The sequence below is a fragment of the Streptomyces sp. NPDC032745 genome (assembly GCF_055579465.1).
Map to the genome: position 1 here is coordinate 36,123 of NZ_JBVING010000018.1, position 25,991 is coordinate 62,113.

Genomic DNA, 25,991 nt, shown 5'->3' on the forward strand with positions numbered 1-25,991 from the left:
GGCCACCTCCGGTGGATGGTGGAGTCATGAACCGTCACCACCACCAGTCCCACCGGAAGATCGAGATCGACACCCGGCTCATCACGACGGGTGCCGTGCTCACCGCGACCGGTGCCGCAGTGGCGTGCACCGGCATGGCCCTCGCGGCCTTCGCCGTGTTCGCGGCAGGCCGTCGCATGATCCGCGAGATGGACGTGCCACCCGCCCATCAGGCGGCCATGAAATGGCGGCAGGCCAAGGAGGCGTCCAGAGCGGGTATGCAGGCGTGGCAGTCGGCCTCCGACGCCCAGAACGGTTCGCTCGCCCGCCAGTAGCCGAGGACAAGGACTTCCAATCGTTGCTGGGCTGGGTGCGTGAGACCGACGGCTTCTGGATCTTCGATGAGTCCCCGGTCCTCGTCCAGCACTTCGCCGGGAACGGGACGATCAACACAAGCCGCGCTAACCGCTTCCACGCGGTCAGGGCTGCGCCCTTCGGCCCGGGCCGAGCCCAACAGGCTGCGATGCGGTACCGCCGACGGAGCGAACCCGGTCGGTGAGGTCCGGCGGACTCACCGCTCGGACACGGATCACGTCCAAATCCTGGCCCTCCACCTCTGACCGGATCCCGGCCAGCCGGCCAGCCGGCTGCAGGCCTCCGATAGATCGCCCATACGGACCGTTCAACCACGGCACCGCCGCGCGCCGGGTGCCCGCCATTCGGCGAGCACCCCCCGGAGACCCGGGCGGTGGGTCGGCCGTGCCCGCCTCGACGGGCTTTTCCGGTAGTGCTGACCGATAGTCAACCCAAAGGAAGCGGGGGGCGACTCGACCGCGAGACGGCGCTCCGACCGCATCGGATCAGGCTCAGTACCCGGGACAGGAACGCAGAGCTGTTGCCGTCCACGTGGTCTCGCGCGCCCGCATCACGCAGGGCGCCAAGTGGCTCCGACCCGGGCCCCGGTGGCTCTCACGCCGCACAGCCTTCTCCCCGACGTCGAAGGTCCGTCGAGTTCTGACGCTTCGGCAGGCATCCGCGTGCGGAGCGTGTCGGTCATGCCGCCGCATTCACATCGGTCTACGGTGGGATCCAAGATCCCAGCCTCGCGTCCGAGCGAGCAGGGAACGGCCGTCGAGGCAGCCGCCGCCACACGCCTTCACCTTCCAGGAGCCGCATATGAGCGCGACATCACGGGCGACCGTCGCCACCCGCCGTGCCGTTGCCGCGGCCCCGGAGCGTCTCCCGCTGCACGGCACCCGGGACTCCACCGGCGCGGACCGAGCACTCGTCGCCCGCAGCCCCCGGCGTCGGGTGACCGCGGCGGACAGCGCGAACTGACCCCCCACCGAGCCCGGGCAGCAGTCGGTCGTGACAAGACACAACCACTCCGATACGAACCGTACGAGCAATCCGCACGAGCCGGAGCCAGAGCCGCAACCCGCGGTGCACGCCGAGACCCGCTGGCCCATGGCCGGAGCCGTCATCGCTTCCGCGGTGCTGACCCTGCTCCTGCCCGACGACTTGCGCCTGGGGCCCCGATGGGCGCTTCCCCTTGCCGAAGGACTGCTCCTGGTGGCGCTGATCTCGGGCGACCCCCTTCGGATCAGCCGCCGCTCGACTGCCTTGCGCGCCGTGTCGATCGCCCTGGTCACCGTGCTGGCATGCGGCGCCATCTGGTCAACCGTCCGGCTGATCGACGATCTCGTCCACGGCGGGACGGAGACCAACTCCGCCAGTGCCCTCCTGCTGGCCGGCGGTAGCGTCTGGGCCTCCACCGTTCTCGCGTTCTCCCTGCTGTACTTCGAACTCGACAGCGGCGGGCCGGCCGCCCGGGCCCACCACATGCCCCCCACTCCCGCACTCGCCTTTCCCCAACATCTCAGCCCCGAACTGAACGCCGCGCACTGGCGTCCCCGCTACATCGACTACCTCTACCTCGGATTCACCAATTCCACCGCATTGAGCCCTACCGACGTCATGCCGCTCGCCCCCTGGGCCAAGAGCATCATGACCCTCCAGTCCATCGTCTCCCTGGTCATCCTGGGACTCGTCATCGCCCGCGCCGTCAACGTCCTCGCCTGACAAACCGCCGAACCACTGCACCCGTGCCCCCCACCCGACCACTACGCCCACCCGCACGGGCGGAGCCGTATCCGGGAACTTCCCGGCCACACCGAAGCGGTCATGGGCGTGGCCTTCAGCCCCGACACGCTGGCCAGTACGCGCCTGGACCGCAAAGCGGCGGCGGACAGGCTGGCTCCTACGGCGCGGGCACGGCCCGCCGGCTCCGGCTGGTCGCGGTGCTTCGTCTATCGCGTGGAGGAGGCCGGGGTGCCCGGCGTGCGGGCGAGGATGGAGGAGTGGCGGCTGGCCCCCTCGCCGTACGACGGCACGATGCTGTACTGGACCACCGCGCTGGATGTGTCGCAGCCGGTACGGCCGGTGCGGAGGGCCGCCAACCCGTTGCTGGTCCGGGCCTTCCGGTGGGCGACCCGCCGAGTGAACGTGTGGACCGCCCCGCGGCGGCAAACGGCTGAGCCACCGGACCCGGCCGAGGGGGACGTGCGAACCTGCTTCGGAATGAGCCACGAGTACGAGTACGAGTACGCCGACGGCCGGATCGTACGGACCGACCGGATGCTCGACGGACTCGACTTGGGCGCCGGTAGGCCCGAGCACATCTACGCCCAGACCGGACGCCTCCCGCTGTTCGCCAGCGGCAACGCCGATGTGGACATCGAAATGCTCACCGCCGCCTCGTCGACGGGGAACGCCTGGATCACGGTGTTCTAGCCGTGGGAGGCGGTCAGCCGACGCCCGGCGCTGGTGTTCGAGGCAGGGCTCGGGCGTCCTCCAGACCGCGGACGGCCGCGCCTCGTTCGAGAGACACCCCGCAGCCGTGCCACGAACGTGATCTCCGGCTCGCGCCGGGCCCGCATCCAACCGGGCCAGCCATGCAGCAGGACCCCCGCAGTGCAGGTTCGCCCCGCATGCGGACGGCGTCAGCGCCACCGTCCTCTGCGACACCCACTCGCCCGGCCGCCGCGCACGCAGCCACCCCAGACCATCGGGAGAGCGCGGACCACCCCTCACGGGGACACCGGGTCCGGCGCGGGCGCGGGCGCGGGGACAGGGGTGAGCCGGAGCGAGAGGACGTACGAGACCACGACCGCGACGATCACGAGCGGCATCACGGTGATCCCCTGCGTTCCCAGCAGCAGGGTGGCCAGCAGCACCGCGGTCATCGGCAGTTTCAGCATCGCCACACACATCGCTCCGACGCCCATCGCGAAGCCGGACGTCACGTCCAGCCCGGGGAGATGGGCGAGGGCCAGCCCGCCCGCGGCTCCGACGAACATCGACGGAAAGACCGGGCCGCCGCGGAAGCTGCTGAGTGAAAGGCTGTAGGCGACGGCCTTGCAGAGCACAAGCACAGCCAGGGTGCCCGCCGTGTATCCGGCCTGACCGGCCAGCAGTGGGCCGAGCGCGCTCTGCCCCGAGTACAGAACGTCGGACGCCTCCCTGCCCGTCCACTCGGCGTACACCAGGGCGGCCACTCCCACGAGCCCACCGGTCAGTACGGTGAGAAGCAGCCGCCGGCGCTCGACCCGGGCCTGCAGGAGAAGGGCCGTCCGACGGACCGCCGCCCCGAGGAGGGCCGCGGCCACGCCGATGGCGAGTGCCCAGCCGAAGCCGGCGAGGTCGGGGCGGGCGGCGGGCGGCACCTGGCCGATGACCAGCGAGAACGTTCCCAGGCCGGTCCATGACCCCAGGCCGGTGAACATCAGTGCGCCGATGCCGGCCGCGAGTAGGCCCGGCACCAGGACGATCCCCATCATCGCGCCGCCGAGGCCGGCCGCCTCCATCAGGAGGAACGCCCCGAGCAACGGCGAACCGAGCAGCGTGCTGACCGCCGCGAAACTCCCTGCGGCCCCCACCACGGCGCTCGCCTCCGGCTGGAGGTCACGCTTCACGGCACGGACGGCGAACACCGCAAGGCCGCCACCGAGCGCGATGAGTGGCGCCTCGGGTCCCAGCACCACGCCTGCGCCCAGCGACGCGACCGCCGCGAGCGCGATGCCGGGCAGCTCCGCCGCCGACGGCGCCCCCTTGGTGACCAGGCCCTCGGCCGGCTTGTGCCCGCCCTCTCCCGGCAGGTGGCGGATGCTCAGCGCCACCAGCAGTCCGGTCACGACGAGGAGCGGAATCGGCCACCACGAGGGCGTTCCGTCGAAGCCCAGGGCCCTGGGCAGGTCGGTGTAGGTCAGCGACTGGAGCTTGGCCACGAGCGCGAGGAACCCGAAGGCCACCGCGGAGACCGGGATGCCGAGAAGCGCCGTTATGACCAGCAGCGCCGTGTACCCGCGGGTGCGGACCAGCGCGAACGCGTCCAGCGGTGTCGTGGCGGGTCCCCCGACGGGTTCGGCCGACATGCTCATCGTCTCCTCAGATCAGGAATCCATCCGGACACGTCGGTCGACAAGCCTCGAAGTGGTCGTATCACGGCACCGCGGCATGCCGAGCGCGCCCGGCCCGCGACTTTCCGGCGATTCGCCGAACGTCATTCCGACGGCGCAATACGTGACCTTGGAGCGCCCCCGACTGTCGGGCTGCGCGTGCGCGCCGTGCACCGGCCCCGCGCCGGATCTCCCGCTGACAGCGGAGCGTGAGCCACGGGCCTCGCTCCGGCTGGCGAAGGCGGCGGAGACCGCGATGTAGATCGCCTTGTGGCCGCGCGTGGAGGTGATGGGGATCGTGAACGACCCGTGCTCGTCACGTCCGGAGTCAGTGCCATGCAGCATCTGGCCGGCGATCCGCAGATGCGCGGCCGCATCATGAGTCGGTACGTCCTCGTCCTGAGCGGCAGCAAAGCGATCGGAGGCCCGTTGCTCTGTGCCCGGCCAACCGGTTCGTCTGCGGGGTCGCCGCAAGCGACTTCGGGCCCAGTCGTGGAACTCCGGTCAGAGCCACGGCCGTCGTCAGCGGGCGCAGCGCCGCCTCCGCCCCGGGCACGAAGGCGTACACGGTGCCGGCCGGCGGACAGCATCACCGCGTCCTCGCCGACGTCCAGCACCGCGCGGGCGGCGGTCAGCCGGACCCGCAGAGCACCGTCGGCGAGGACGCGGTCGATCTGCTCGTCCTCCTCGATCTGTTCACCGGAGGATCTGGCTGCCGCCGCTCACACGCGATCAGGTTCGTGAGTGGTCACGATTTGTCACGGGGCGTAGATCTTCTCGATACTCACGTTGGATATGGCCTGCGGAGCCCAGTAGTCCCAGTTCCTCTGTACGTTCTTCGGGCATGCCCACGAGCTGTCGTCGGGCCGGCTCCCGTTCTGGTAGTGCGCTCGCAGGAAGACGCAGTAGCCGTCCGCCTTCGTGTCCTTGAACCAGCCCATGACGTGGCGATCGTCGCAGACCTGCCCGCCGTACGTGCCGAAACTGGTCGTGTTTCCGAAGGTCCAGCATCCCGCAGCTGCGCTGGAGCTGGCTTCGGCCGGGATGATGCTCAGACCCGCGGTGGCTGCGATAGCTGCGCCAACCATCAGGAGCTTCTTGGCAAGTGTCATGATCTATTCCTCTCTGGTCCGAGTGTGAGCTGCCGAGATTCCTCCGCTTTCGGCAACCCCTGTTCCCTTTCGGATGGCGCTGACGCCCCCGCGTTCCTCCCCCTGTGCCCTCACATCGTGGCGCGGGCCGTGGGCCGGGAGTTGGCGATGCCTGCGGAGTTACTCGTCACTCAGCGCAGCCCGTCGCGTATCCGACGGACTGCGCGGCACGGAGACGTGGTGGTGTGCCGCGATGCTTACCGGTCCGAGGTCCGGATCACCGTGGTTGTGGTCGATGAAGGCGTTGACACGGGCCAGCATGGCCTGCCGGCGGGTCTCGGCCGGAAGGTCGTCGTAGGCTCCGCGGTGCGTTGCCAGGCAGGCGCCCGCCAAGTCAAGGGGCGTCGCCCCCGATCGACTCAGATCGCCGCGTCACAGTCGGGGGCCGTAGACGTCCAGTGTGGGCATGAACCGGGCGGGAATCGCTCCCGTGCCGGTGCGGGCAGACAACGGCTGGGCGAGGAGCCGGTGGATCTCGTCCGAAGGCAGCGGCAGCTCCTCGCGCGGCAACTGCATGATGACCATCTGGGTGTGGTGGCCTCTGTCGGGTACGGCGCCCTCGAACGGGTGCGGTACGTCGAAAAGCACCGTGTCGTCGAGCACCAGCCGGGAACCCTGGGGGCTCTGGCTGATCCACAAGGGGCTGCCGGAGACGAAGGTCAGCTGGTACGCGCCCGGGTCGGCCCGCCGGATGTCCGCCCAGGTGCGCCTCAGGTGCGCCGGCGGGCTGTGGAACACGGCCATCCGTACGGAGTCGAGGTTCAGCACGGACGCCCACGCGCGGAAGCCCGCCGCGGCGTTCGGGCCGCTGAGGGCCAGCGGTGCCAGCTCCCGGGAGACCGGATCGGCCCAGTAGGGCAGCTGTTCCTGCGCGGGCAGTTCCTCGTTCGACACCTCGCGCTACATCCGCACACCCCCGGAGTCGCCACTACGGCGACCCCGTCGTGGCCCTGAGCCAAGGAGAAAGGTCGCGGAAAATCCCCGGAACGCGTTCACGTCGAGGGCATTCCGTAAGCCGGAAAATATCCCGGCCGCGCTTTTCTCTTTAGGTAGCGGAACGCCCGCCGAGGACCGATCAGCCGTCGTACCACCCGTACTTCGTAATCGTTCCGTGACCGCTACAGCTACCGCCGAAGTCCCAGAATCCCGGCCCCTGCAGCGGGCCGTGGATGTCCGTGCCATCGCTGCAGTGGGTCCACGCTCCGGTACGGCCGTAGTCGACGGTGACGGTCGCGCGCCACGAAACGCCGTTGAAGGAGTACGTGTTGAAACCGTGGTTCGGGACGTGCATCGGGGTGATCTTCCCAGGTACGGGAGCCTCCCAGACGACATGCTCCGTCACTTGGGTACCGGTCGGCTCGAGCGTCGCGGCCTGAGCCGTGCCGCCGATCACGACGGTGGCGGCCAAGGCTGCGGCGCCACCGAGCACGAGGGCGATCGTCTTCTTGCTGCGCATGGACAGGTTCCCCCCTGGTTGGGTCTGTTGTCGGAACGCTATTTCAGGTTCTCCAGTAGGGTCAATGGCGCCTGACGGACCTGAATTAGCCAAAAAGAACAGCCACGCAAATGGAATCCGTTCCACCAATGCCCGCAGATCAGCATTTCCCTGATGGGTGATGCGCCACGGCTATCGGGACCCTCGGATCGGAACCCGGCGCCCTGGTCGCCGTGATGACGGCGTGCCTCCCGGCGTCTTGTCCGGGACACTGTCCGGGCTCGCGGGGCACGACATGCCGGCCCACGCGCGCCTCGTGGGCACCGACCTGCCCGTGCACCGCTCGCTGCCCGACGACAGCGAGCTCGCCCCGCGCCATCGCCGCCCGCGTCGGCAGGACGCGATCTGCCCAGCCTCCGTCGGCCGTAAAGGGGCGGTCCGGCGGCCAGCCTGCCTGACGACGGGACCGGCGTCCCGGCGCGCGTGACCGGGTCGGCCGGCTGCGCCGGGACAGGTCCGCCGGCGGAACGGGATGGGGAATCCGGCGGTGGTAGGTCGCACAGGAGCCGGCGCGTACCGAGTCGTCGGGATCCGTCAGCAGGAGCCGGCGCACAGGTTCCGGGGCCTGCGTCCACCATTGGGCAAGCGCCGCCCGGACCTTCGGGTCCGGGTCGGCCGCCAGCAGGGCCCGCAGATCTGGCGGTACGTGATCGCTCTCCGCCGGCTGTTCGCGTACCTGCGGGTCGGCATCATCGAGCAGCCGCTCGAACAGCTCGCGCGGTGCGTCGTCCGCGGCAATCGCCACAGCCGCTCGTATCGCGGGATCCGGGTGCTCTGCGAGCCTCATCCGGCAGGCGTGCGGAAGCTGCGGTTGAGGGCGAGAGAGTGGGTGAGCCTGTGATCATCGGCGGCAAATGATCCCGGCGACCATGTCGTCGCTCAAGTCCGGCCGCTTGGCCACCCTGCCAAGGCTCTTGCGATAGGCGAAGAGGCGGCGCACGAGCTCGGACGGCAGGGCGGGGTTCCCCGCGAGCGCACCAAGGCCACCGGCGTGCGCTGATGCGCGATGATGTTGACTACCATCGTGGGTAGTTGACGTGCGGACCGGCCTGGGGGGCCTCCTGTGAATGATGCGGTCGAGTTGGCGGACATGATTGCGCAGCTGCGCCGGGAGCTGAGCCGCGCGATGTCCGCCGGCGAGGAATCCGACCTGAAGTTCAAGGCGGAGCGCGTGGAGTTGGAACTGACCGTGGGTGTGGAGCGGACCAGCGAACCGGGCGTGAAGGTGCGGTTCTGGGTCTTCGACGCCGGCGCCTCGGCGAAGCGCTCGGCCACCGTCACCCAGAAGCTGACCCTCACGCTCCAGCCCGTACGGGCGGACGCGCCCGAGCAGATGGCCCTGATCTCCGGGGACGAGCTGGTCGGTGAGCGCTGAGGCGGCCGCCGGGCGCGGCGGACTCGACCCGCATCGCATCGCCGAGGTCATCGTCGCCACCGCCGCCGGAGGCGGGCGGCGGGGCTCGGGGTACCGGGTCGGCGAAACGGCGGTACTGACCGCCTTCCACGTGGTGGCGGGGGCGGCAGAGGTGCTGGTGCGCTTCGACGCCGACCGGCCGGGTCAGTGGGCCGCGACGGCGGAGCTCGCCTGGTCGGATCCCGGGACAGACGTCGCGGTGCTGACCTTCACGGCCCCGCCGGGCGCGGCGCCTGTCCCGTCCGCGCTGTTCGGCCGTATCGGCGACGACCGCCACGCCGTCATCGACGTCCACGCGGCGGGCTTCCCCCTGTGGAAGCGCCGGCGCGGCGCCGACGGCAGGCAGTTCCGGGAACTGCACCAGGCCGACGGAACCGTGGCCGCCCTGTCCAACCTGCGCACCGGAACCCTGGAGATCACGGTCCCGGCGGCGGCCGCCGACCCCGACCCCGCGGTATCACCCTGGTCGGGGATGTCCGGGGCGGCCGTGTGGGCCGGGCCGTACCTCGTCGGGGTCGTCGCCGAACACCACCGCGGAGAAGGCCTCGGCCGGCTCACGGCGGTCCGCATCGACCACACCCTGCAGCGGGTCGCCGACGGCCCCCGGGCCGAGCTGGCCGCGCTGCTGACCCTCCCCGATCACGCGGCGCTGCCGGACGTCGGCGCCGAGGCGGACGGCCCGAACGCCCCGGGCCCGCCGGTCTCTTCGAAGGTCATCGGGCTGCCGGTCGCGCACGGCCTCGAGCTGTTCAAGGACCGGGCCGAGGCCCGGGACCTGATCGGCCGTCACCTCGCGGACCCGGGCATCCGGATGGTCACGGTCACCGGACGACGGGGCATCGGCAAGAGCGCGGTCGCCGCCAAGGTCATGGAGCTGCTGGAACGCGGCGAGTGGCCGGGCCACGCCCAGGCGCCGCTCCCGGCGGGGCTGGTCAACTTGAGCACCCGCACCTCCGGGGTCTCCCTCGAACGCCTCTACTTCGACTGCGCCCGCGCCCTGGGTCCCGCGCACGAAGCACGGCTGCTGGAGGTCTGGGCTGCCGACCGCCCCGTGCCGGACAAGATCGATGAACTGTTCGCCGCGATGGGGGACGGACTCTTCGTCATCCTGGTCGACAACCTGGAGGACCGGCTCTCGGACGACGGCCGGCTCGACGACGAGGAACTCGACACCTTCTTCGACTGCCTCTTCCGGGCCCGGGGCACACCGAGGCTGCTGGTCACCTCGCAGCTGCCGCTGCGCCTGCCGCCCGAGCTGCGCCGGTTCGCCGCCGAGGTCGAGCTGTCCGACGGTCTGCCGCCCGCCGAATCCGTCGCGCTGCTGCGCGAACTCGACCAGGACGGCACCCTCGGTGTGGCGCAGCTGTCGGACGAGGAGCTGCTCCGGGCGGCGGTCCGCGTCCACGGGGTGCCGCGCGCACTGGAACTGCTGGTGGGCGCCCTGGCCGACGACACTCTGATGCTGCCGACGCTGGAGGACGTTCTCGAGGACTTCACCCTGCGCGGTGACGTGGTCGCCGGTCTGGCCCAGGAGCGCTACCACCGCCTGGGTGCGGACAGCCGCAGCGTGCTCAACGTCCTGGCGGTGCTGCGCACCCCCGCGCCGCGTGAGGCGGTCGAGTGGATCGTCGGCGGCCTCGATCACGCCCTCGATGTCACTGCTGCCCTGTCCGGCCTGCTGCGGATGCGCATGCTGTCGGTGGACCGGGGAACCCGCACCTATGCCCTGCACCCGATGGACGCCGACCTCGCGTACGGGGCCCTGCCGGCCGAAGGCCTCCTGGGGCGGCCTGCGTTGGAGCGGCGGGCGGCCGAGTGGTACGCGCGGATCGCCCCGCCCCGCCGGGACTGGCGCACGCTGGACGACGTACAGGCCCACCGGCGCGCATTCGACCACCGGGTGCGGGCCGGGGACATGGACGAGGCGGCGCTGATCCTGGGCTCCATCGGGCAATGGATGGTGTGGCACGGATCCGTGCTCTCCGCGATCTCGATGCACTTGACACTGGAGGAACGAGTGAACGACGACCGGGCACGACTCGCCCACCTCATCGGCTTCGGGCACGCCCGGTTGAGCGGCGGCCCGCTGCCGCACGCGCTCGAACTCTTCACCGAGGCCGCGGAGGTGGCTGAGCGCATCGAGGACCGTCGCGCGCTCCAAGAGGCGATGTTCGGCCTCGGCGACGCGTACCGGCAGCTGGGCCGCCTGGAGGACGCGACGGGGCCGCTGGCCCGGGCCGGCGCGCTGGCCCGGGACAACGGCGATGCCGAAGCGGAGGCCCACGCCGCCCTCAGTCTCAGCCTCGCCCACAGCACTCTGGGTGACGGGGAGGCCGCCCTGGCGGGCGCCGACCGGCTGGGCGAACTCGCCGCGGCCTCAAGGGACCAGCTCACCGAAGCCCGCTCCTGGAACGCCCGCTTCACGGCCCTGCTGACCCTGGGCCGCTGGGAGGAGACCATCGCGGCGGGCGACCGGGCCGTACGCGCCTACGCGGCCGCGGGCGTCCAGGAGGCGACGGACTACGCGCTGAACGCCAAGGGCGTGGCCCTGCTCGCCCTGGACCGCCCCGAGGAGGCCCTGGCCTGCCTGGAGGAGGCGCTGCGCGCGGCGTCGGCCATGGAGAATCCGCGGACCGAGGGCGTCTGCCTCTACAACACCGCCTGGGCGCAGTGGACCCTGGGCCGGTACGGGCAGGCAGTCGAGGCGGCCGAGCGCTCGACCGCCTCCCTGCACCGCGCCGGGGCAGCCGAGGCGGCGGCGGCGCAGGCACTCGGCGAAGCGGCCCGCGCCAGGATGGTGCCCGCTGCGCGTACGGCGGCCGATGCCCTGGACCGGGCGGCGCAGGGCGCCGGCAGCAACGTGGAGATGGTCCGCCCGGCCTGGCTGACCGCTCAGGCCGAGTACTTGCGCGACCACGCCTGACGGCGCTCCGCCGAACCGCCCTGTGCGGCCTGACCGTCCTTCACGTCGCGTGCCCGGATCGTCGTGAGCGGCCGCGGCGGGTATGCGCGGACACGGACGGGTGCGCCGCTGCCCACCCGTCCGCCGGGGGCTGGGGGCCGGTGCGTGACACGGCCTGGCCGGGGTGATGTCCCTGACCTGGCCAGCCTTCGCCGTACTCTTCGAACCGCACCGGCCCGGGCCGTTACGTCGTCGACGAGGCGGGCGAGGAGCCGGGCGAACTCGCCCCGGTCCTGCGGTGGCCAGTCGGTGCAGGCCAACCACCTCCGGCGCCGGAGCGGCGGCCGGGGCAGGTCGCCGGGGTGGCCGGGGCAGGTCGCCGGGGTGGCCGGGGCAGGTCGCCGGGGTGGGGCACGGCCCACGGATCGGGGGATTCAGCGGTCCGGGAGGGCAGGAGAGTGGCTGAGGGCGCTGCTGCGCTGGCTGCACCGTCCGGTGGCTTCCGGGTCACGAGTGCGGCCGGCCGCAGGCTCAACGTCCGTGCCCGAAGGACCCGGCGAAGGGTCACCACTGCCCCGCGGCCAGTTCGGTGATGCTCGCGTCGCGTTCTGCCGCGCGGGCGCAGGTTACTCGCGTCCGGCGGACGACACTGGACCCATGAGCGAACACCGCTTCACCCTCGACAACACCAGCGCCACCATCGCCCCGGCCGCTGTCCGCCCACCCCACTACCTGCACAACCTCCGCTACAAGAAGCCGACGGAGGCGACCCGGACCAGCCCCGAGGGGCACACCCTGCGCGCTCTGTCCGACCTCACGGTGGTGACCTGTGCCTGCGGCCTCACGACCCCGGCGCTCCCGAACGACGACGCGCGACTCATTTACGAGGAGCACCGCAACGAGATCCGTGACGAAATGGCCTGAGCACCGGCTCAGCGGCCGATCGCGTCACGGACCCGGCCCTGCGGGGCATCACGCGGCGCAGCAGGTCGGCCCACCGGCCGCTGCCGCCGCCTTCGGCCTTCGGCCTTCGTACGGGCGATGTCGTCGGCGACCGCCTGATGGAGGCAGCGGTCATCCAGCCCATCTACAGCAGGGTCGCAGTCTCCCGACGGTCGGCCAGGGCGCCGCTCACCGCGGTACCGACTCCGACGCAGCGGCGTAGTTCGCGGCGGGCGAGCTGGACCTGCCCTCGGGCTCCTACGTCGGCGGCCGCATCGTCATCCCACCCGTTGGCGTAGTGGCAGGCGGGACTGCCACCACGAAGGGACTGGCATCTTCTCGCGCTTACCGTGTGGGTCGTTCCGGTCGGCGAAGTCCGAGGGAGACCCCCTCAGCGCGCCCCCGTCCGCGGGGCAGCGCTGGCGCGGATGGCAGAGATGACCGTGCGCGCCCAGTCGGCGGGGTCCGGGGTGTCCAGCAGGGCCGCCAGACGGGCGATATGGGTAGCGCGTTCGTCCACCGGCATGGCCAGCGCGGCTCGCAGGGTGTCCACCAGGTCATGCGGAAGCAGTGGGTCGGTCAGTAGGGCCGCGGTGCCCAGGTGCCGGGCGACTCCCGCGTGGCGGGAGAGGATCAGGACGCCTGGGCGGTGGGCGGCGTGGTGTGCGGTGATGTACTCCTGGGCGGTGAGGTTCATTCCGTCGGCAAGGGAGGTCACCCAGAAGACGTCGGCCTCGAGGTAGTGGTCGACGACTTCGGTGAAGTCGAGGGTGTGGGGGATGTACTCGACGGGCTGCCAGCTGGCAGTGCTCCACCGCTGGTTGATGCAGGTGATGGCGTTCTCGAGTGCGGTGCGGGTCGTGTCGTACGCGTGGATGCCGGGCTCGGGTGGTGGGCAGATCAGGCGGTAGCGGACCTGTTGCCGGAGTGTGGGCTCGTCGGCGAGGAGGGTGTCCAGTGCGCGGATCTTGTGGACGGGGGCTTTGGCGTAGTCGAGGCGCTCCACCGACAGCACCAGCTGGATGCCGTCGTTCTTGTGGTGAGGTCGGGACCCGGCTCGGGAGCGGGTGAGGTGGGTGACTGCGGGGCGGTCGATGCCGAGCGGGTGCACGCCGATGTGCGGGGCGGGCACCGCGGTGCCGGCGAGGAGCCGATGGAAGTTGTCGGCGCAGTCGGGGGTGTGGAAGCCGGCCCAGTCCAGGCGGGCGAGTGAGTCGCGCAGCTGGTCGGCTGCCGGGATGCGCCGGAAGACGTCGGGGTGGGGGAAGGGGGTGTGGTGGAACAGGCCGATGGTCAGGTCGGGGCGGTCGGCCTTGAGAGCGGCGGGTACCAGCCAGAGGTTGTAGTCGTGGAGCCAGACGGTCGCGCCCTGTTCGGCGAGGGAGGCGATGTGCCGGGCGAAGGCGGTGTTGACGGCTTCGTAGTCGGCCCAGTCCGCGCGCCGGTGCCGGATGAGCTCGGGCTGGGACATCAGGGCCGGCCAGAGGGTCTCCTTGCACGTGCGGTGGAAGTAGCCGGCCCACCGGTCGGGTGGCAGCGGCAGGAGAGAGAGCGTCGGGACGCCTTCAGCCTGGGGCGGTGCAGGCGCAGGTGCTTCGCCGACGTGGGCAGCGGCCCATACGGCGTCCAGGTGCTCTTCGGCCAGAGCGGCCTGCAGGGTCGGCAGGATGCCGTTGGGGCTGGGGGGCGGCCGCCATGCTCCGTCGAGCCAGCACACGGGCGGGCGGTGGTAGCCGACCACCACCGAGCGCTTCGGCGGCCGGCCCAGGCGTTCGATCCCCTGCAGCACGGCGGCCGCTCCGTCAAGGGCCGAGTGGTGGACGCGGTCACTGGCGGGGACCCGTGCGGTCAGCGCGGGTTCCGCGTTGGCGACCACAACGGCGGGCGTTCCCAGGCGGAACAGCGAGAGGTCGTTGAGGGAGTCCCCGGCCACCAGCATCGCCCGCCGGGGCCACCCGAGCATCTGGGCGAGGAGCTCCAGCGCGCGTCCCTTGCCGGCTCTGGGCGGCAGGACGTCGAAGTACCGGCCCGAAGCGTACGACCAGGCGCATCCCAGCGCCTCCACCGCACGGATCAGCTCGTCGGACTGGGCCTCGGGGGCAAGGTAGAAGGAGCAGCGGCCCTCCTGGGGTACCTGCTCCTGGTACACCAGGTGCGGGAACGCCTCCAGCGCCTCCCGGACCCGTCCGGCGCCCGGCCATCCGGCGCGCAGCCGTGCCTCCAGGGGGCGGACGTGCGCCATCCGGGTGGCGTCGACGACGGTGGACCCGACGTCGGCGATGATCCAGTGCGGGGGCGGCAGCAGGGGGTCGTCGCGCAGGAGGGCACGGACCGACGGCAGGCCGCGGCCGGTCGCGAAGACGACCGTGATGTCCGGGTCCCCGTTCAGGGCGTCGAAGAGCCGTCGCCGGTCGCGTGGGCTCCCGCCCAGCAGGGTGCCGTCCAGGTCGGCGGCCAGCACGGTGGCGGGGCCCGACGTTGCCCTGCGGGCACTCACCACGCGGGGTCGTGGGTCACCGGGTCGACCACACGCGTCCCGTCGCAGGCATCAGCATCCGGCTGCTCCGGCGGGGCGTCCTGCAGGTCCCGGATCGCCTGACCGAGCCGCGTCGTACGAACATCCGTGCTGCCCAGGAGCCGGGTCACCAATTCCCCGGGCGCCTCGAGTGCGGAAGCCACCAACTCATCGATGACAGAACCGGTCTGGGACACAGCACCTCCTACGGAACGGGGCAGCAGGGTGGGTCTCTCGGGCGTCGGACACAGGAGACACCCATCACCTGCCCTGCAGATCCCTTTCCTGACCATACATACAGTTTCTGCTCACCGGGGCGCGTCCGGCCGCGCCAGGAGGAGCTGGACGGCCTGGTTGGCCGAGAGGGGCCCGTTCTGCGCGCGGACACCTGGCCCTTCTCGGATGGACGCCCCGGAGTGCACCGGCGATGCCGACGGCTTAGCTTCGCAATGCGATGCCGCGTGCCGTCCGGCCGCGACGCGTCCAGGCAGTCGAGAGGACACTCCATGGCAGTCGTGATGACCTTTTCCTGGCCCGAGATCACACCCGACGTGTACGACGCGGTGCGCCAGAAGGTGCGCTGGGAAGAGGACGCACCGGACGGGTGCGTGCTGCACTCCGCCTGGTTCGTCCAAGGCGGCCTCAACGTCATGGACATCTGGGAGTCGGAGGGCCACTTCACTCGGTTCATCGAGGCCAGGATCGCCCCCGTCCTCAAGGGCGAACTGGGCGTGCAGAGCGACCCCGAGCCGAAGTTCTACCCCCTGCACCGGCGCTTCGTCGCCCCTGGCGTCAGCGGCGGCGGCTCCTGACGTACGCCTTCCGCGCCAGGGGTCCGCGTCAGCTCCGCGCAGAGACGCGGACGTCGCCCGAGCCAGTCTTCGCCGAGCGGCGGGAGGGAGCCGAGGGGCCGCGGCGCCGGAGGCGGCGGTGGCCGCGAGCCGATCTCGGCCTCGAGGGCGACCAGGTATTCATGCTGGCGCATCACGAGCGCGGCGATACCTGCCTTGCTGGTCTTGGCAGTCTCGGCGAGGACCTGCCCAAGAAGACTGAACCCCGATCCACGCGGACCTGCTTCTCGCCCTGCAGTAAGGACTTGCACGCTGCCGCGCGCTACCCCGTGGCGACACCATGAACGCTCGAACGACACGCACAAGCGAGGCTCGTTGCTGGGCGGCAACACTCACCGTGCGCCTGGCTTGCTCCTTCTCGCCATCGACCTGACAGTCCTGAACGTTGTAGCCCCCGAGCTCCACACCGATCTCCAGCCCTCGATATCGCAGATCCAATGGATCACCGACGCCTATGCCCTCGTCCTGGGCGGCAACGTGCTAGCCAGCGGCTCACCGCGCCCCTGAAGCCGACTCACGCGCCGGTGTCCGAGTAGATGCCCCAGCATTCGCAAACCGCCACGGAGCAGTGCCGATCCGTCCCCACAAGGCACTGCTCGTAAGCTGTGCGGAGGCGCGCCGTCCCTCCTTCACCCCGGCGGAGTGTCCTGAGCTGAGCCAGCCTTCGCGCAGGAGGGCTTGCCCCGGCTCCCCTGAGTACCGTCCGTCCGGCGAGGCCGCGGCCTACTTGTTGATCTTAAGGAGGTGGAGAGTAGTAGGTGTTCCCGCCGACGTTGGCGAAGGTGATGTCCTAGCCCGTGCCGTAGAGGTAGTAGCCGTCCACGGGCTGGCCCGGCGCCAGCTGGTGCTCCTGGAAACGGCCCGTGACCAACAAGCCACCCTCTCAGTGAACAGGGTGGCGCCGGGTCGCGCGAGCGCCGACCACTTCCGTATGGCCAGAAGACCGGTACGTTCCGGCCCGCGCCTCATACGACACACGTCAGTGACCGGGACTGAAGAACTCGCGGTCCAAGACCGGAGGCCCTGTTTCCCCAGCGTGGCGATACACCTCATCCACTATCTCCACAAACCGGAGGCGACGCGGGTCCTCCAGCGCAGCCATATGGTCACGCCACATGGGACCACTGTTCTCCCAATGCGCTCGTGCCACCTCCCCTCGGAAATGAGCACCCAGCACCACCCGCAGCGCGCTGTCATTTAGACGTCCCAGGTGATGGTCACTGGCCCACATACTCACGATCAAGTTCGTTACGATGAGCTGCTTCCACCTTGCCTCCGTCATCGGATTCCTTGGCGGTTCCCAACAGCGCAGCAATGCCGAGTCACCCAAGGTCAGCATCGTCAACTCCCGATGGGCCGCACGAAACGTCTGCTCGCCTTCCAGCCGAGCCTGCTTCGCCTGGAACGCGATGGACATGACGACCCCGAGAAGGGCTGCTGCGGAGATCACGAGCGACACAGCACCGTAAGACTGACTTATGTCACTCAGGCGATCCCAGTCCAAGGCCTTGGGCGCAACGAGGTTGAGAACGAACGGTGTCGCCGCGACACTGCATATGAATGCGAGGAGTACACCGCTCCATGCGAGAGCACGGCGAATCCTGCGTAACCTGGGATTGTCTGCCATCCATTGTCCCCTCTCCAAACAGGGCTCACAGGGCTGGCTTCACGCTTCCCCCCGCCGGCCTCCGAACTGAGCTCATCCCAACGCTCCTCGAGCGCACGTGGCTTGGCAAGAGGAATCGGCAAACGGGAAACCGGCGCGAGCAATGCTCAAGACCTGTGGTCGGCTCTGAATAGAGCGTGGACGGTGCACGTTCCCGAGTGATCCCGTGATGGTGATCGAGTAGGCCGACCTTGCAGCGACGGCCAGGAAGGCACGCCCGTGCTCACTGCAGTCAACGCCGACGGCTCAATCCTGGACGAGATCGTGCACGAGGGCGCCAGGCGGATGCTGGCCGCGTACTGGACGCCGAAGTCAACTCCTGCATGGCGAAGTTGGCTCACGAGCGGGACGAAAGCGGGCGGCGTCCGTTGGGCCACAAGGACTATCACCAGACGCGGAACATCACCACCGCCGCCGGTGCGAACGAGGTCAAGGCCCCGCGCGTGAGCGACAAGCGCGTCGATGAGGCCACCGGCGAGCGCAGACGCTTCTCCTCGGCGATCCTGCCGCCGTGGTGTCGTAGGTCCCCGGAGATCGCCGAGGTGCTGCAGCTGCTCCACCTGCACGGCCCGTCCCCGGCGACTTCGTGCCCACGCTGGAGCAGTTCCTCGGCTCGGCGGCTGGGCTGTCGCCGGCCAGGGTCACCGGCTGACCGCCCAGTGGCAGGCCGACCACGCCGCGTTCCAGGACCGCGACCTGTCCGGCACCGACTACGTCTACGTCTACGTCGGGGTCGACGACATCCACCTGCGCATACTCCTGGACCAGGCCGAAGCCGCCGTCCTTGTGATCATCGAAGTGCGCGGATGGCACGCAGGAGCTGGTGGCCATGAGGGACGGCTGCCAGGAGTACGCGCTGTTGCGGGACTACGCGCGGCGGGGAATTGGCGTGCGGATCCTCGCGGTTGGCGACGGCGCCCTCGGGTTCTAGAAGGCCCTGCGCGAGGTCTTCCCCGACACCCGCGAGCAGAGGCGTGGGTTCACAAGACCGCCAACGTCCTTGACGCTATGCCGAAGTCGGCGCGAAGATCACCGATTGCCAGGACGTGCTGTTGGAGTTCTTCGACTACCCGGCCGAGCACTGGCTCAACCTTCGGACGACGCCGCTCGCCTGCGCCGGCTGCTCATCGCTGCGTCCAGCGGGTGAGGCGGGCGCGGCGGGCGGCGGCGAGATCGAGCACATCCTCGAGGGCGGTACGGCGCGGGCTGTCGAGGTTGACGGCGTGGCTGTGCAGCATCGAGACCAGGTGCCGGCCGGCCGACGGGGCTTCGGCGGGGATACCTCGGTCGAGGGCGGCGTCGAGCATGCCGGCGAGCTCGCGGGTGTGTTGGGCGAGAGCGGCGGCGGCATGCTGCGCGGCCTCGGCGGGGCGGTGGCGGCGGGTGAGCTGCTGGGCGAGGGCGGCGAACGCTTCCCCTGGCATGACGGCGAGAAGCTGCTCGGCGTCGAGCTCGTCGGCGAGGCGGCGCAGCATGGCGGCGGCCGTGGCGCGCGGGAGGTTCGAGCGCACGTCGGCGGGGCCCTGGTTCGGAAGAGTGACGATCAGGCGGTGAGTGTCGAGGGAAGCAAGGGTGACGACGTTGGGTCTGCGGGTCACGGGGGCGGGGGCTCCTGTCCAGAGTCGAGGTACTGCTCATGCGTCCGGGAGGGTCCGCGTGGGTGGCGCGGACCGGCCGCGCCCGCTGTTCTGGGGCCCACGAGTCGTGCGCGGGCCGGCGATATCAGGCGCTCTGGGGCTGCCGGCGGCCGGCGGCCGGCGAATCGCTGGCTTTCGCTGCCGACAGTGGGCCACCCGCGGATCGGGTGAGGTGATGGGGCAGCGCCCGGCCGGTCTTAGGGTGAAGATGCCCAGGTAGTTGACCCCGAACTGCGGCTCGAAGCCATCGGCGGTACGGACAAACGGCCCATCGTCACGCCCGCATTGTTGACCGGCCGATCGAGCTGGTCATGGTCCCACCCGTCGGCGAAGGCGCATCTCGGCATGGGCGCCGGGCGCCTGGGCGAGCAGCCGATTCGAGGCGGCCCGCCCCCGTTGAGGACTGCGACAGGCCGGCACGGCATGCGCGCCCCGGCTGGCAAGTGCCGCTGCTGCGACCTGGCCGATGCCGCTGTTGGCTCCGGTGACCACCACCGGCGGCCGGATTCGTCGGAGATCGAGTCGAGGGTCCCAGTACGGGCAGCGCTGGGCATAGCCTTCCTTCTCCATAGGTTGACGGCGTCCGGCGCACAGCTGGACAGGGAGCCACTCGATGCAACTTCGAGTTGCGATACGCTGGAGCCTGACACACAGTCCACCCCTAACGCAACTAGGAGTTGCAATGGAGTTGGGTTCCTCCGGACCCGGCCGCCCGGTCGGGCGCGGCCGCAAGGCACAGGCGGCGGTGCGCGCCGCCACCCTCGCCGAGTTGGTGGACCGGGGATTCGCCGAGCTGACCATCGAGGGCGTGGCTCAGCGGGCCGGGGTGCACAAGACGACGGTCTACCGGCGCTGGAAGGATCGCGCGAGCCTGGTCGTCGACGCGCTTGCCGAGTATTTCGCCACCGACATCCCGATTCCGGACACCGGTGCCCTTGAGACCGACCTGCAAGCAATCGCGCGGGCGCTCGTGCAAAGCATGACGGGCCCGGTGGGCAGGGCGGTGCAGACCGCGATGTTCTCCGATGCCGGCCGGCTGCCAGAGGTCGCCGAGGGGCGGCAGCGGGTCCTCGCCGACCGGTTCCGGCGGGCTGCACCCGTGGTCACCCGCGCCATCGAGCGGGGCGAAATCCCCGCAGGAACGGATCCGGCCGAGTTGCTCAAGACACTGGCCGCTCCGATCTACTTCCGGCTGCTGGTCACTGCTGATCCGGTCGGGGAGGGCACCGCCGACCAGGCCGTGCGCATCACGCTCGCCGCTGCCCGCGCCGGCGCGCTGACACCGGGCTCTGCAGAAGCCGTCAAGGCGACCGACGCGGACGCCGGTCAGGAATGAAGGGCAGCGTGATTGCCTCTGCCACCCCCGCCAGACGGGCGGGGGCGGCGCCGTGGGTGCACGGTGCTCAGCGCCGTTCCCTCACGGCTTGGACTCCGAAGTCCGGGCTCCTGAGCAACGAGGCTCCCCGCATCCAGAAGGGCCCGTACTGGGCGTGACCCATTCAGGCCCACGCCCCGTAGCCCAGGAGTCGGGTGGGCTTCGTACGGTCGACGCGGCGGCAATCAGCAGTGCACAACCGGAGCTGTGCCCTGTGATTGAGGAGGACCCGGCACATTTGCCGGGTGTTCAGGATCCGGGGTCAAGGCCCAGCAGCCTTGCACCGGCAGGTCCGACAGCCGCCCGAATAGCAGGATCCCGGCTCCGGTGGGCGGGCGGCTGGGGACGGCACGGACGCCGCCGGTCACCCCTCCTTCAGGACGCCCCGGGCGATGACCGCCTCGCGCAGGCGTGCGGCCATCTCGGCCGCCTGGTCCGGCGGCAGCGACAGGACACCGTTCTCCGACATCAGAGCGTGGAACTGCTGCTGAGGGTAAGGGACGCCGGCCGGCAGAGCGGCGACGTGCCAGTGCAAATGCGCATTGCCCTGCTGGCTGCCGAGCGAGTAGAGGTAGGTCCTCTCCGGCTCGCAGACGTCCTCGACGGCAAGGGCGATCTCCCGGACGAACCGCATACACCGGCTGTAAGCCTCCTCATCCAGGTCGCGTACGACATGCTCGATGTGCGCTTTCGGTGCGACGAGGACCTTGCCCGGCACGGTGGGCCATCGGTCCAGGAAGGCTACGTGATCGGCATCCTCAAAAACCGTCTCGTGCAGGTAGTCCAAGTCCCCGGCGAGGTACGCACAGACGAAGCACGGGCCGCCCCGCGTGCGCTGCACGTACGACTCAAGATCCATCGGCCGTCGGTCCATCGACACCTTTACCCCCTGTCCGGGTGCAACCGTCTGCTGCGACGAGTATCGGATCAGACCTCAAGATGGCCGTCTGCAGCTGAAGTATCAAGTGTGCAGGCTGCTGTTGGGGCCCCTGGTCACCGGCGCTCTCATCGTTGAACCAGCAGTCCCCCGCGGCCAGGTCCTTGCATCTGCGGCAATCTGCTTGTGCCCAGCCAGGGCGGTCACTGCTCGACCTTTGCGGATCTGGTGTGCAGTTCGGGGGCGAGGGATGGGCTTGGCGAACAACCGGGTACGGCTCAGCGGCGGTGCCGCGTGGCAGACAGGCTTCCGCCGCCGGAACACAGGCCGCGCCCCGAGGTCGGCGATGGAAATCGCCACGCTCCGCCGCGCGCTGAACCACACCCTGACCGAACTGAAGCGAACCATCGACCGGCATGCGGTCGCGGAAGCAGCCGACCTCTACGCCCTGGCCTGGCACCGGGCAGCCGGAGCTCCACCATGCGAGACCCGCGAACAGCGTGCGCAGCTGCAGGACTACAAGGAGTTCCTGGGCTCCCGCCGTTGGCAGGAGGAGGAGCGGCGCCAAGCAGCCGTGGCGCCCTCGAAGGCGGTCGTGCCCCGTCCCCGAAGCAGGCGGTCTCAGCAGCGCCCAGGACTCGGCCGGCAGCACCCCCGAGCCGGCGACGCCGTTGTCCAGCCGCCGGGCCGCAAGGCCACGCCGCTCACAACGCCTCGCCGTTCTGCTCCGACGCAGGCCCCGGAACCGGTGGTGAAAGCCCGTCCCTCGCGCACGGCGGAGCCGGCGCTCTTGGAGACCGGCCGACTGTGGGATATAGCGACGGAACTGCGGCCGCTGCTGGAGCAGACCGCCCGCGCCGGCGCCACCGCCACCCGGCCCCGGGTCCACAAGCGCCTGCCGGGCCTGCCACGCCTCCGGCTGGTCGACGAAGACGGCCAGAAGGGAGATCCTCTCCTGTCCGCGCTCGTCACGGTCGGAGACCGCCAGATGCACCCCCGCTTCCCGGCCATCGCCGAACAGCTCGGCTGATCGAGTCCGGCCGGTACCCGCCAGCACACCGCGTGGAGCTACGGGGCCCTGAAGGTCCACCAGCACTGGCGCTACCGGCGCTGACCCATCAGGGCATCCTGGCCTGGCACGAAGCCCTGCCCCACGGACGGGAACCCTGGGCAAGCCACCCTGCGGGACGGCTTGCCCAGCTCGCCGCCCCAACGCCACGGCCTTGGGGCTCAGCGCGCCGCAGCAGCACGAGGATGTCCGATCCCGCACATGGCCTCAGAATGGAGGTAATGCGCTATCTAATCCGGATTGGAAATGAGCATGACGGATCTCAAGGTTGAACAGAAGCGCTCGCTGTCGCGTTTTGAGGCGGCTGACCAGCTCACGGCACTCGCAGCCATGCTGAGGGAAGGCGGGGACGCCGAACTGGAACTCGGCCCCGGGACGCTGAGCCTGCGGATCCCCGACGACCTTCGCAGCGAGATTGAGGTCGAGGTAGGTAACGGCCAGATCGAGCTGGAGATCGAGTTCAAGTGGCCGATCACACCGAGCCGGACAGCTCCACCGCACATGGCCGCAGGCACAGAGAAGGCCCCGAGGCGGAAGACCGTGGCCGCCGCCAAGCCCGACCGGAGCAGCACGGGCACCAGCAGGAGCAAAGGCGCCAAGCGATCCGCCACGAAAACGCCGTGACCGTCAGGCCTACTAGGGCCTGTGTGATGTCGTGATCAGTCGGCGTCGTGGCTGACGGGTCGGCCGCCTCGTACGCCCTGTCTTCTCGAGACACTGGACCTGCTGGACATCCTCCTCGACGGCGTCACCGAGCCGCGCCTGAGACTGATCGGCGAAGATGAGGCCCGCGCGCCGATGGCGCTCCTCGGGCTCCTCGGGCTCCTCAATGCCCTCGATGACCCCGAAGACCCCGAAGACCCCGAGCATCAAACGGACATCCGCCGGGCCGCGGGCGAGATTCGGTTCCGGATCAGCTCCCGACTCGCCCGACCCTGATACGGCGCCAGCCCGTAACCACTCCCGAGCATCTCCCTACTCTCGTCGCGTCCGCAGGCGGTCGGTCGGCTTCGCGAAGCCGGTGGCTGTCCTTCGCCGGTCGTAAACGGCTTCGGGCCGGATCCCCGCCACCACCTGAACCGGCTCACCGGTGCGCAGCCGGGCCACCACGGCGGACCGAATGCGGGGCGGGGGCGGCAGCTCCTCGGGCATAAGCGCACCGTAGGACGACGCCCCCACTATCCGTGGCGTTCCGGGCTGGGCCGACCAGGGGAACCTCAGCCGACGGCCCGGCTCCCCTCGATTGCAATCTCCAGCCTCCCCTGGGCCGGGTGCGAACCTGAGGTCGTCCAGCAGTTGTCCTGGCCGGCGGGGCTCAACGATCGGGAAGCACGCGATGGGCGTTGCGAAAGAACATTCGAAGCCGACGGAATCTCCAGACCCGTCCCTGACCATGGGAGAGATTCAGGCGACGCTGGGAAAGCGGCTGGACGAGGTGGCCAAGATCCTGGCCGGAGCCCTTGTGGCGGTTGCCGGCGTCATGACCGCCTTGGGGCTGAACAGCCAGTTCGTGGTCGTCGCCCTCAACAACCGATCGTGGCCCATCTTCGTGGCTTCGCTCTGCGCAATCATCTCCATCGTCTGCAGCATCGCCGCCCTTCTCATCCGCCCCACGTCACGCGGGGTCCTGTGGGAGACGGGTGTACTCGTCCTCGGCGTCATCTTCTACATGGCATCCCTGAGCATCGCCGTGGTTGGCGCCGCCCAGGCCGCGGGCGGGAACGGCCGCCCGACCATCACCGATGTGCGGCTCGAGGGACCTCGCTCCACAATGCGGCTGCACTTCGACGTGCACGCCGACGGCGTTCAGAAGTGGTCACACATCGAGGTGTCCGTAACCCCTGAGAACCCTCCATCCGGGAAGTCGGAGGAGCTTTACTGGAGTGTGCTCAGACCTGACGATCAGGGACAGATCGCACAAAAGGTTGATATTCCGCTCTCACCTCCGGCCGGAACGTCGGTGGTCGCAATTTCGGCCGTCAACCCGGACGAGTCCGAGCCAGGGGAATGTGAAGCCAAAACGCAGCACGGGCAGGCATGCACGGAACTCCACATCCCCTGAACGTACTCCAGCCGATGACGCGGAGGCGGGGAGGGGCCACGCCCCCGAAGAACCGACCGCTCGCGGGCTACTCCAGTCTGATCGTCTCGTACGCCACGGTCACCCGCCCCAGTGACCGCCACACACCCGTGCGAGAAATCTTCCTGGCCAGGGCAGGGCTGATTCAAAGTCGGGGTGATCTTGATGGAGTGCAGGTCAGGCCAGGCCGAGTAGGTCCAGTGGGCTGGTGAAGGGCGCGTAGGAGACCTCGCGCAGGCCAGCGGCGATGCTGTTGTGCCCGGCGGCGCGGAGAGTGTTGATCGCCGTGTTACGCAGCGTCGCCATGTTCTCTGGTCCGTGTCCGGTGCGGATCTTCGAGGCGTCCTCGGCGAATGCGGTGTCTCTGACGAAGTGGACCCGGTTCTCGATCACCCATTGCGACCTGGCCAGCTGTCCGATCCGCTGTGGCGATGCTTGGCGGGCTGTCAAGTCGCTGATCACGTAGACGGTCTGCCGGGTGACCTTGCCGGTCCTCAGGTCGGTGCGGTGCCGCAGGATTTTCGCGGCCTGCACCGCGTACGGGAAGTCGAGGCCGAGGCCGGTGACGGTCAGTATCCGGGTCGAGCGGGTCTCGCGGCGGCCGTGTCCGCGCTCGCGGTCGTAGCGCCTGGCGGTGGCTTTGTTCCACGGCAGGGACCGCAGCGCGGCGGACAGACCCGGCTGGTTGGCCTTGACTACGAACAGGGAGTGCGCGTACTTCTCCTCGACCAGGAAGCGGGCATGCTCACGCTGCGTGTGCAGGGCGTCGGCGGTGACCACGGTGCCGGCCAGGTCGAACGGGGCCAGCAGGCGGGCGAAGCCGGTGATCTCATTGGTCTTGTCCGGGACCCGCAGCTGGCTGACGGTGCGTCCGGCCCCGGTGACCGCGGACAGCAAGTGGGCGGCCGGGACGTCCCCGGTGCGCGAACCACGCGCACACTTCCCGTCCAGGGCCAGGCTCTCGACCCCGGCGGGGGCGTATCCGAGCAGGCCTGCCAGGCCGCCGGGGCACACGGCCAGCAGCACGCGGCGGACGGTGGAGGTACTCGGGGCGGTGCGCACGCCCAGGGCGCCGGCACGGCGGACCGCCAGGCGGGCCAGGGCGTCTTGCGGAGCTGAGCGGGCCCACTGGCCGATGGCGAGGTAGGAGCGGGCGCCGGCCAGTACCGCACAGGCGGCCAGCAGCAGCTCCGAGGTCAAGGAGTGGCGGCGGCCACGCCGGTCACGCGGACGGGAAGGGTCTCCAGGCGGTCCGCCACCTGCGGAATCTCGCGGTGTTGACGTGAGGGCGACTTGGTCAGGCACATGGTGGCAGACTGACGGCACATCGAAGCTCCGGTTGTTCAGGGCGACTTGCGAGGTCACCCTGTAAACCGGAGCTTCGTTGCGTGCGTGACGCCTCTCCGGAGATCACCACCCTGCGGGTGGACCAGCGACGCCACATGATCACCTCAACTTTGAATCAGCCCTGGGAACTGGGCCACCCGGTACACCTACGGATGGATCACCCGGCTCGGGGTCTACCGCCTCACCGGAAACGTACGCTGGGCGACATCGCATGCCAGTCGGTGAACGTTGTCG

The 25,991-nt window shown here is 70.0% G+C and carries 24 protein-coding genes and 2 pseudogenes; 14 read left to right on the top strand and 12 right to left on the bottom strand.

Translation table 11 applies throughout. The features are described 5' to 3' along the window. Positions 1-26: 26 nt before the first annotated feature. The 4 genes from ACZ5WG_RS34630 (at position 27) to ACZ5WG_RS34645 (ending at position 2,772) form a co-directional block, all read left to right on the top strand. Positions 27-314: a hypothetical protein gene (locus ACZ5WG_RS34630; RefSeq protein ID WP_468728429.1), complete on the top strand. Its 288-nt coding sequence runs from the start codon at positions 27-29 to the stop codon at positions 312-314. A gap of 841 nt (positions 315-1,155) precedes the next feature. After that, positions 1,156-1,317: a hypothetical protein gene (locus ACZ5WG_RS34635; protein ID WP_468728431.1), complete on the top strand. Its 162-nt coding sequence runs from the start codon at positions 1,156-1,158 to the stop codon at positions 1,315-1,317. 30 nt (positions 1,318-1,347) lie between these two features. After that, positions 1,348-2,061, top strand: coding sequence for a hypothetical protein (locus tag ACZ5WG_RS34640; protein ID WP_468728433.1), 714 nt, complete (start codon positions 1,348-1,350; stop codon positions 2,059-2,061). A 102-nt stretch (positions 2,062-2,163) separates the two neighbouring features. Beyond that, positions 2,164-2,772, top strand: coding sequence for a hypothetical protein (locus ACZ5WG_RS34645; RefSeq protein ID WP_468728434.1), 609 nt, complete (start codon positions 2,164-2,166; stop codon positions 2,770-2,772). Positions 2,773-3,068: 296 nt separating this feature from the next. On the opposite strand, the gene ACZ5WG_RS34650 is transcribed toward ACZ5WG_RS34645, so the two are convergent. The 4 genes from ACZ5WG_RS34650 to ACZ5WG_RS34665 form a co-directional block, all read right to left on the bottom strand. After that, positions 3,069-4,412 (bottom strand): chloride channel protein, encoded by a 1,344-nt coding sequence (locus ACZ5WG_RS34650; protein WP_468728436.1) that lies wholly within the window; start codon positions 4,410-4,412, stop codon positions 3,069-3,071. Between the two features lie 782 nt (positions 4,413-5,194). Further along, a complete protein-coding gene (locus ACZ5WG_RS34655) occupies positions 5,195-5,548 on the bottom strand; it encodes a hypothetical protein (protein WP_468728437.1) in 354 nt (117 codons plus the stop codon). Positions 5,549-5,959: 411 nt separating this feature from the next. Continuing rightward, on the bottom strand, positions 5,960-6,481 hold the full coding sequence (locus ACZ5WG_RS34660; RefSeq protein ID WP_468728438.1) for an AraC-like ligand-binding domain-containing protein: 522 nt from the start codon (positions 6,479-6,481) through the stop codon (positions 5,960-5,962). Positions 6,482-6,662: 181 nt separating this feature from the next. Further along, positions 6,663-7,043, bottom strand: a complete 381-nt coding sequence (locus ACZ5WG_RS34665) for a hypothetical protein (RefSeq protein WP_468728440.1) — start codon at positions 7,041-7,043, stop codon at positions 6,663-6,665. A 616-nt stretch (positions 7,044-7,659) separates the two neighbouring features. On the opposite strand from ACZ5WG_RS34665, the gene ACZ5WG_RS34670 reads away from it, so the two are divergent. From ACZ5WG_RS34670 to ACZ5WG_RS34685, 4 genes are all read left to right on the top strand, one after another. Beyond that, positions 7,660-7,923 carry a hypothetical protein gene (locus ACZ5WG_RS34670; RefSeq protein WP_468728441.1) on the top strand — a complete coding sequence of 88 codons (264 nt, stop codon included), beginning with the start codon at positions 7,660-7,662 and terminating at the stop codon, positions 7,921-7,923. 240 nt (positions 7,924-8,163) lie between these two features. Next, complete coding sequence (locus ACZ5WG_RS34675) at positions 8,164-8,457, top strand: trypco2 family protein (RefSeq protein WP_389410584.1); 294 nt, start codon at positions 8,164-8,166, stop codon at positions 8,455-8,457. Next, positions 8,447-11,419 (top strand): tetratricopeptide repeat protein, encoded by a 2,973-nt coding sequence (locus ACZ5WG_RS34680; RefSeq protein WP_468728443.1) that lies wholly within the window; start codon positions 8,447-8,449, stop codon positions 11,417-11,419. The genes ACZ5WG_RS34675 and ACZ5WG_RS34680 overlap by 11 nt, the downstream gene beginning before the upstream one ends. A 636-nt stretch (positions 11,420-12,055) precedes the next feature. Then, positions 12,056-12,322, top strand: coding sequence for a hypothetical protein (locus tag ACZ5WG_RS34685; protein WP_468728445.1), 267 nt, complete (start codon positions 12,056-12,058; stop codon positions 12,320-12,322). Positions 12,323-12,731: 409 nt separating this feature from the next. On the opposite strand, the gene ACZ5WG_RS34690 is transcribed toward ACZ5WG_RS34685, so the two are convergent. Continuing rightward, positions 12,732-14,837 carry a trehalose-6-phosphate synthase gene (locus tag ACZ5WG_RS34690; protein WP_468728446.1) on the bottom strand — a complete coding sequence of 702 codons (2,106 nt, stop codon included), beginning with the start codon at positions 14,835-14,837 and terminating at the stop codon, positions 12,732-12,734. Further along, positions 14,834-15,052: a hypothetical protein gene (locus ACZ5WG_RS34695; protein WP_468728448.1), complete on the bottom strand. Its 219-nt coding sequence runs from the start codon at positions 15,050-15,052 to the stop codon at positions 14,834-14,836. The genes ACZ5WG_RS34690 and ACZ5WG_RS34695 overlap by 4 nt, the downstream gene beginning before the upstream one ends. A gap of 309 nt (positions 15,053-15,361) precedes the next feature. Here ACZ5WG_RS34695 and ACZ5WG_RS34700 point away from each other — a divergent pair, with 309 nt between their 5' ends. Continuing rightward, entirely contained in the window at positions 15,362-15,667 is a 306-nt protein-coding gene (locus ACZ5WG_RS34700) for a hypothetical protein (RefSeq protein WP_468728450.1), read from the top strand. 1,018 nt (positions 15,668-16,685) lie between these two features. Here the strand turns inward: ACZ5WG_RS34700 and ACZ5WG_RS34705 are convergent. Next, complete coding sequence (locus tag ACZ5WG_RS34705; RefSeq protein ID WP_468728451.1) at positions 16,686-17,333, bottom strand: DUF6082 family protein; 648 nt, start codon at positions 17,331-17,333, stop codon at positions 16,686-16,688. A gap of 258 nt (positions 17,334-17,591) precedes the next feature. Between ACZ5WG_RS34705 and ACZ5WG_RS34710 the strand changes: the two are divergent. Next, positions 17,592-18,475: pseudogene (locus tag ACZ5WG_RS34710) on the top strand (transposase); the annotation flags it as partial. Positions 18,476-18,496: 21 nt separating this feature from the next. Here ACZ5WG_RS34710 and ACZ5WG_RS34715 read toward each other — a convergent pair. Together ACZ5WG_RS34715 and ACZ5WG_RS34720 are read right to left on the bottom strand one after the other, a co-directional pair. Further along, a complete protein-coding gene (locus ACZ5WG_RS34715; RefSeq protein WP_468728648.1) occupies positions 18,497-18,970 on the bottom strand; it encodes a hypothetical protein in 474 nt (157 codons plus the stop codon). Between the two features lie 237 nt (positions 18,971-19,207). Beyond that, a pseudogene (locus ACZ5WG_RS34720) lies at positions 19,208-19,563 on the bottom strand (SDR family NAD(P)-dependent oxidoreductase); the annotation flags it as partial. A 128-nt stretch (positions 19,564-19,691) separates the two neighbouring features. Between ACZ5WG_RS34720 and ACZ5WG_RS34725 the strand changes: the two are divergent. After that, the gene (locus ACZ5WG_RS34725) at positions 19,692-20,345 is read left to right on the top strand and encodes a TetR/AcrR family transcriptional regulator (RefSeq protein ID WP_468728453.1); all 654 of its coding nucleotides are present in this window, start codon (positions 19,692-19,694) and stop codon (positions 20,343-20,345) included. Positions 20,346-20,748: 403 nt separating this feature from the next. On the opposite strand, the gene ACZ5WG_RS34730 is transcribed toward ACZ5WG_RS34725, so the two are convergent. Further along, positions 20,749-21,243 (bottom strand): HIT family protein, encoded by a 495-nt coding sequence (locus tag ACZ5WG_RS34730; RefSeq protein WP_468728454.1) that lies wholly within the window; start codon positions 21,241-21,243, stop codon positions 20,749-20,751. Positions 21,244-21,607: 364 nt separating this feature from the next. On the opposite strand from ACZ5WG_RS34730, the gene ACZ5WG_RS34735 reads away from it, so the two are divergent. Next, positions 21,608-22,291, top strand: a complete 684-nt coding sequence (locus ACZ5WG_RS34735) for a hypothetical protein (RefSeq protein ID WP_468728456.1) — start codon at positions 21,608-21,610, stop codon at positions 22,289-22,291. Between the two features lie 291 nt (positions 22,292-22,582). Then, positions 22,583-22,954 (top strand): amphi-Trp domain-containing protein, encoded by a 372-nt coding sequence (locus tag ACZ5WG_RS34740; RefSeq protein WP_468728457.1) that lies wholly within the window; start codon positions 22,583-22,585, stop codon positions 22,952-22,954. 351 nt (positions 22,955-23,305) lie between these two features. On the opposite strand, the gene ACZ5WG_RS34745 is transcribed toward ACZ5WG_RS34740, so the two are convergent. Beyond that, entirely contained in the window at positions 23,306-23,482 is a 177-nt protein-coding gene (locus tag ACZ5WG_RS34745) for a hypothetical protein (RefSeq protein WP_468728458.1), read from the bottom strand. 184 nt (positions 23,483-23,666) lie between these two features. Between ACZ5WG_RS34745 and ACZ5WG_RS34750 the strand changes: the two genes are divergently transcribed. Beyond that, entirely contained in the window at positions 23,667-24,392 is a 726-nt protein-coding gene (locus ACZ5WG_RS34750; protein WP_468728460.1) for a hypothetical protein, read from the top strand. A gap of 195 nt (positions 24,393-24,587) precedes the next feature. Here the strand turns inward: ACZ5WG_RS34750 and ACZ5WG_RS34755 are convergent, their stop codons facing one another. Further along, the gene (locus ACZ5WG_RS34755) at positions 24,588-25,775 is read right to left on the bottom strand and encodes an ISAs1 family transposase (RefSeq protein ID WP_468728462.1); all 1,188 of its coding nucleotides are present in this window, start codon (positions 25,773-25,775) and stop codon (positions 24,588-24,590) included. Positions 25,776-25,991: the final 216 nt, after the last annotated feature.

Coding starts and splice junctions, on each gene's coding strand:
- ACZ5WG_RS34635 (WP_468728431.1), top strand. CDS start 1,156: ATGAGCGCGACATCACGGGCGACCGTCGCCACCCGCCGTGCCGTTGCC.
- ACZ5WG_RS34645 (WP_468728434.1), top strand. CDS start 2,164: ATGGGCGTGGCCTTCAGCCCCGACACGCTGGCCAGTACGCGCCTGGAC.
- ACZ5WG_RS34735 (WP_468728456.1), top strand. CDS start 21,608: ATGGAAATCGCCACGCTCCGCCGCGCGCTGAACCACACCCTGACCGAA.
- ACZ5WG_RS34685 (WP_468728445.1), top strand. CDS start 12,056: ATGAGCGAACACCGCTTCACCCTCGACAACACCAGCGCCACCATCGCC.
- ACZ5WG_RS34730 (WP_468728454.1), bottom strand. CDS start 21,243: ATGGATCTTGAGTCGTACGTGCAGCGCACGCGGGGCGGCCCGTGCTTC.
- ACZ5WG_RS34700 (WP_468728450.1), top strand. CDS start 15,362: ATGGCAGTCGTGATGACCTTTTCCTGGCCCGAGATCACACCCGACGTG.
- ACZ5WG_RS34630 (WP_468728429.1), top strand. CDS start 27: ATGAACCGTCACCACCACCAGTCCCACCGGAAGATCGAGATCGACACC.
- ACZ5WG_RS34655 (WP_468728437.1), bottom strand. CDS start 5,548: ATGACACTTGCCAAGAAGCTCCTGATGGTTGGCGCAGCTATCGCAGCC.
- ACZ5WG_RS34650 (WP_468728436.1), bottom strand. CDS start 4,412: ATGTCGGCCGAACCCGTCGGGGGACCCGCCACGACACCGCTGGACGCG.
- ACZ5WG_RS34725 (WP_468728453.1), top strand. CDS start 19,692: ATGGAGTTGGGTTCCTCCGGACCCGGCCGCCCGGTCGGGCGCGGCCGC.
- ACZ5WG_RS34705 (WP_468728451.1), bottom strand. CDS start 17,333: ATGGCAGACAATCCCAGGTTACGCAGGATTCGCCGTGCTCTCGCATGG.
- ACZ5WG_RS34740 (WP_468728457.1), top strand. CDS start 22,583: ATGACGGATCTCAAGGTTGAACAGAAGCGCTCGCTGTCGCGTTTTGAG.
- ACZ5WG_RS34745 (WP_468728458.1), bottom strand. CDS start 23,482: ATGCCCGAGGAGCTGCCGCCCCCGCCCCGCATTCGGTCCGCCGTGGTG.
- ACZ5WG_RS34665 (WP_468728440.1), bottom strand. CDS start 7,043: ATGCGCAGCAAGAAGACGATCGCCCTCGTGCTCGGTGGCGCCGCAGCC.
- ACZ5WG_RS34750 (WP_468728460.1), top strand. CDS start 23,667: ATGGGCGTTGCGAAAGAACATTCGAAGCCGACGGAATCTCCAGACCCG.